4 protein-coding genes are annotated in these 5,397 nt (G+C 52.6%); all 4 read left to right on the top strand.

The window, feature by feature from the left end:
* Nucleotides 1-4,140, top strand: a 4,140-nt coding sequence (locus KKF06_01440; protein MBU1616430.1) for a hypothetical protein, incomplete at its 5' end; no start/stop codon positions are given.
* Complete coding sequence (locus KKF06_01435) at nt 4,140-4,430, top strand: hypothetical protein (GenBank protein ID MBU1616429.1); 291 nt, start codon at nt 4,140-4,142, stop codon at nt 4,428-4,430. The genes KKF06_01440 and KKF06_01435, both read left to right, overlap by 1 nt.
* A gap of 171 nt (nt 4,431-4,601) precedes the next feature.
* The gene (locus KKF06_01430; GenBank protein MBU1616428.1) at nt 4,602-4,796 is read left to right on the top strand and encodes a hypothetical protein; all 195 of its coding nucleotides are present in this window, start codon (nt 4,602-4,604) and stop codon (nt 4,794-4,796) included.
* Between the two features lie 221 nt (nt 4,797-5,017).
* Complete coding sequence (locus KKF06_01425; protein MBU1616427.1) at nt 5,018-5,263, top strand: hypothetical protein; 246 nt, start codon at nt 5,018-5,020, stop codon at nt 5,261-5,263.
* Nucleotides 5,264-5,397 lie beyond the last annotated feature (134 nt).

The raw sequence follows: 5,397 nt of genomic DNA, 5'->3' as shown, positions 1-5,397 counted from the left end.
GAAATATCGCCGCACTCTTCCAAGCTCCAATATCGGATGATCGCCTCTGAAGGCTTGTTCAACATGGCGAACATGTTCTTTGACAACGCCTACAACACCCTTCAAATGAAGGTTAAGGCTTATAACACCGAGATCCAAATCTGCAAGAACATTGAAAAGCTGAAAGAGGCGCAGGGGTGGAAAATCGCCAGCATCGGTTTGCAGGTTGTAGCGGTGGCTTTGGCGATTGTGGCTTCTGTTCTAACTTTTGGGGCGCTAGCCCTTCCGGCCACTATTGCCGTGGTCTCACTTTGCAGCGCTTTAGCCGGTTTGGGGGCGGCGGGGATGCAGTCGATGGGTTCTTACGTGGCGTCACAAGTCGATGATAGTTATGACGTCAATAACCCTAATTTTAGGGTTTCAGATAACATTAATTTGACCCCGCACAAAAAGCCGTCAGAAGTGATCGATGACGCGGAACAGGTTGAGAATGAGATCATTAACCAGATGGGTGGGGCAGGTTTGCTGGAAAGAAACCAGGATGGCTTTTACACGCTTAATTCACGGGCGCTGGCCGCGTTTGAGATCCGCCAGCAGTCGCTCCACAATATGGTTAAGATGATCGCTTTTTTAAAGAAAGCCCAGCGCGACCTGAATCGGGCGATCATGGGGATAGTCCTGGAAAAAGCGATGAAAGACCATGGCGAAGGCTATTTACTTAGCAACATTGAAAACTCTCTCCACCAGCGTCAGCTGGTGATGCAGTCTATTAAATTCCAACTGCAGGAACAAGTGACCGGCAGGAACATCGCCCGCCAAAATGAGATCATGGCGAGCAAGGCGATCTGGAGCAGCGCCGCTGGAGTGATCGGGGCGCTTGGCTGTGCCGCTCTGGCGGCTATTCCTGGAGCGGGTGGGTTGTCCGTTGTCCCTGCTTTCATGTCGATTGGCGCGGCGGTTGGTTCCTCGCTTTACAACTACATCGAAAGCCGATCGGAATCAAGCGGCTACGGAATGAAATATGAATCTCACAGCAAGGAGTTTGAACAGTTGATGGCGGAGCGCAAAAAGACCGCTACCGAAGCGAAGATCGCCGAGGACAAGCTTTACCAAATGGAAAATGCCGCTTTTGAAGAACTGCTGGCTAATGGAGAGGTCGGGACAGGCGATGGATATACCGGGGTCAACTATACGGCAGTTGGCAAAGCTTACCAGCAGATCCTCAATATCCAAAATATACGTCAGTACCTGATGGAATTGCGCAATGCCCAGATCAGGCTAAGCGCTTCAACCCGCCGGCAGGTCTTAGGGATCAGCACTTCGGAAACGACCGATCTGTCCGGCATAGTTGCCCAGAGGGGTTTGAGCCAGGCGATGGCGATAATCGCGGCGGTCACCAGGATGTTTGCGGATAAAGCGGCTGTTCAGAACCGGGCGCGCGACGCTCAAAAGCAAGCCAGAATGGCGACTTTTTCCCTGGTCGCCAATGTTTCTATTGCCGGAGTGGGGATGGGGATGGGATATTCGCCAAACGCTCTGGGTATCGGCAAAACGGCGGCCGATGTGTCAAGGAACGTTACCCCTGGTTTAATGGGCTTGGTCAACGCGACCGGCAGTTTGATCATGAATGCTCTCTGGGCAAGAGACGATTTTGGCTCTTATAATAATTATGACTCAGATAAAGCGGTCAAAGAGATCCGGGGGAATCGCCGGCAAAAGACCGAACAGGATACCTTTGATAAATTGGCCGCTCTGGAAGACCAGGTCTTCCAGGAGATGGGGGAAAATATCGTCCAGAGCATGGATGCCGGCGTCGGCTCGGTTAACGGGGAGATAACCGGAATTCTCAATACCAGGATGCACGCTATTAACAACCTGCGGAAGAGCCTGCTGATTTTAATGTCGGCGCGCGACCAGTTCAGCCAGGCGATCCGTCGGAAAGTCGGGGTCGGCGGCGGGCCGATCGCCGATGCCAACGACCTGGCTTCGCCGCAGGAGCGGATCGCCCAGCAGATCCTAAATTCCCTGACCCAAGGGGTCCAGACTCTTCTTGAGCGGCAGAACCAGATCTCGCAGTACGAAAGACAGCAGTTCATTGGGAGCGTCAGTGTTGTATTAAGCGCCGCGTCGGTCGCTCTGGGGGCAATCGCCGCCGTAAAAGGGTCGGAAGCGGAAGAAAAGATGGAAACAATAAATGGTCAAGCAAAAGTACCGGAAGCTCGGCCCCTTCCTCCTCCTGACGCCAATGCCCCCACTCAACCAGGGACTGCGCCAACTCAACCGGCAACTACACCTTCTCCTCCAACTCAACCGGCAACGCCGCCCCCGGCTCAACCAGCTCATCCAACGAATACAACTGGGAATGCTCCAGCAGTAAATGCGACAGTAACAACAAGTGCACCACCTCCAGCAGGACCAGCTCAACCGGGGCAGGGACAGACCGGAACTCCGGGGGCTGTCGCGCCCAACGCTCCTAGCCAAGGAGCGCAACCTGTTGGCGGGAACGCGCAAGTCCCAGGAACCCCGCCTTCTCCTTCCAGAAATCCTGATGGGATTGATCCTGGACAGAAACAATTCCACAAAAACGAGCTATTAAGAGAGTATAATAACCTCTCGGATTCCGCTCGTCATTTTCAATTGGCTTCCGGTTCCGTCGCTCTGGTCAATACCTTCTGGAACTTTTACGGCGGGGTCCTGGTTTTTGACCCGGCGCAGGAGGAGAAAAAATCGAACGTCAGCAACTCCAAACTTGACGTTGTCCGGGATGGGCAAACCGCCAAGAAGTCTTCAGCCCTGCAGACCAGCTCCAGCTCATCGTCCGATAGCGGCGGGATTTATGGAGCGACCGGCGCCAATGAAGCTGACGCCCTGCAGTCGGAGGTTATGATCTCGTCTTACTCGTCGCCGACCGCCGCGAACATTGCCCTGCAGAGGGCGGACCAGATGGTGACGACCTGGCAATCAGGTATCCAGCAGGGGGTAGGGACCGCCGCCTATCTTAGATCCAGTAAAGATGACGGCAAAGTGGTTTCAGAAATCCAAAGAGGGGAGGCCATTCCGGGGGAGTTGGCTGAAGGGAGCCGGATCAATTTAAACAGCGGGACAATTGAACAGACTTACTCGATCGTTAAAGATCATAGCGACCCGGTTGCTTTTGTGAAGACCGAGGTTGACCAGGGGAGGTTGAGCCGCGATCGGGCGACCGCCTTGCTCAACCGTCTGGAAGCCGACCGGCCGGAGCTCAAACCGCAGATCGACCAGGTCAGGGCTTCCCTGGCCGCGGCGGTTAGCCAGCCCGCCCCAGCCCAACCGGGAAGGCCGGCCACCCCATACCAGCAAGATACGTCATCAACCGCCTCGCGCAGTCGGGCGCTGATCGCGCATGCCGATGAATTATTGAGCCAACAGCAGACCAGAGCTACTAATACCTCTACTCAAGTTACAGCAGTCCAGGTTGATGTCCGGAATATCAGCACCCAGCTGGTCGATGTTGACACTCAGGTCAAGGCTGTCCAGGCTAAAATACCGAACGCGACCGGGAGCGAGCATACCAGCCTGACGCAGCAGTTATCTGCTCTGAAGCAAAGAAGGGACCAGTTGGTCACGTTATTTAACGATAAAGTCAGAGAGGTCAACCGGCTGGAGACCCAGATAAGGGCATTGAGAACGACCAGCACAACCGAAATCGACCATGAAATAGCCGCTCTTGAGCAGTTAAAAAGGGATGTCAATATCCCGCCTCAAGAGGTCAGGGATATCGACGCTAAAATCAATATGTTAAGACAGGCCAGGCCCCAGCGGGAGAGGGAGATCCAGCAGGCGGAGCAGAGGCTGGCCCAGGTCAAACAGGAAATTGGCCAGATCAAGAGGCAATTGACCCAGATCAACCAGCATATCGCCCAGGTCCAGAGAGAGCTTGAAAAAGAAAAGGAAAAGACCTCAAAACGTGAGCTTGATGCTGACGATAAGAAGAGCTCTTCGGCCACCGCGGGTGTCAGAGGGAGTGTCGTGAGGGCGGTTGGCAATCTGGGGAATGGGAGGGGGAATGGCGGAAATGGCCAGGGGAACGGCTATAAAGATAAGGCCGACCACCTTCAGGAAGAACAGGACCTGGTATTGGCGTCGACAAATCACGGATCAACGATAGGAGGAGTTTCATAATGAACGGGGTCTTTGGGGCAAATCCAAACAATAAGGTTGACAACCACACGGAAGTGAAGAAAACGGTCAATCCCCAGGGGGTAGATTTTAAGGCCTCTTTAGGGGAAATAGCGGCCGCTTCCCAGAAGAAGGTGGTCAATAAGGGGGGGAAAGAGGGGCTCGAATTTGATAACTGGCGCGACCTGGAAGAGTCTCTGTATTACGACAAAGAAGAGGTTGAAGAAAAAGCGACCATCGATAACATCAAAAAGCTCAAAAAAATGATCAAAAATAAGATGGAGAAGAAATAACCCTCACCTAGGCGGAAAAAAAACGTAGGGCAAGGGTTTATCCCTTGCCGAATAAATTTCCAAACGGCAACGGACAAGCCGTTGCCCTACATGGTTGTTGAACTCGGGTGAGGGTTTCTAAATGCAAGTATTTGTCTTGTTTGAGCGATAAATAATTGAGAGGTGAGTTGAATGGCGGTTAACAATGTTGGCGGTTCTTATAACGCGGCGGCACAGGCGCCAAAAGACAGCGGGAATAAACAGGTAACCCGTAAGGATATTCAGGACCTGTTTATTAAAAACATTGTTGCTCAAGCTAAATCGTGTGTTGGCAGTTCCTCGACCAAGATGAACATCTGCGTAACCGGCAAGGGAGCTAAGGCGTAAAAACCCTCACCCAGGTCTTACTTATCAATCAGTTCTACAACTCGGCCCTCTCCCAGAGGGAGAGGGAGTTAAACTCTCGCTAACAGTTAAAAAGAAAAAAATGTAGGGCAAGGGTTTATCCCTTGCCGCGGCAACGGACAAGCCGTTGCCCTACATGGTTGTTAGGCCTGGGTGAGGGTTAGGCGCAAGTTTCCCCCCTATTTATACGATAAATATATGGAATGGATATTTCAAGCCAATATAGCGGTTCTTCCGTCGGTAGTGACCTTAAGCGAGGGGAGAGCGATCTTTTATCGTCGCTAAGCGGCGGCCGCAACTCGCTCGATAGTTTGGGCGACCGGGTCAGCAGTGCCATTAAGCAGGATGACCAGGCGGTTAACAGTGTCGATTCCCAGGCGGTTAAGAAGATGATCTCTGACCTTTTCGCTATGCCGCAAGCCGGAATGACCCATAATAGCGTCGTATAAATAATGTTTAAAATGCCATGCAAGTTTTTTGCTGGCGGACCCGATAAGTAAGTGCAAGGGTTCCTTAGAGTTCCCGCTCTCGACAGGCGGGCGAAAAAAACAGGAGGTGAAATAAGGTATGGTTACTTACGCAG

This window comes from Candidatus Margulisiibacteriota bacterium (genome assembly GCA_018822365.1).
Classification (GTDB): domain Bacteria; phylum Margulisbacteria; class WOR-1; order O2-12-FULL-45-9; family XYB2-FULL-48-7; genus XYB2-FULL-45-9.
This window is presented reverse-complemented; position numbering and strand designations above follow the sequence as displayed.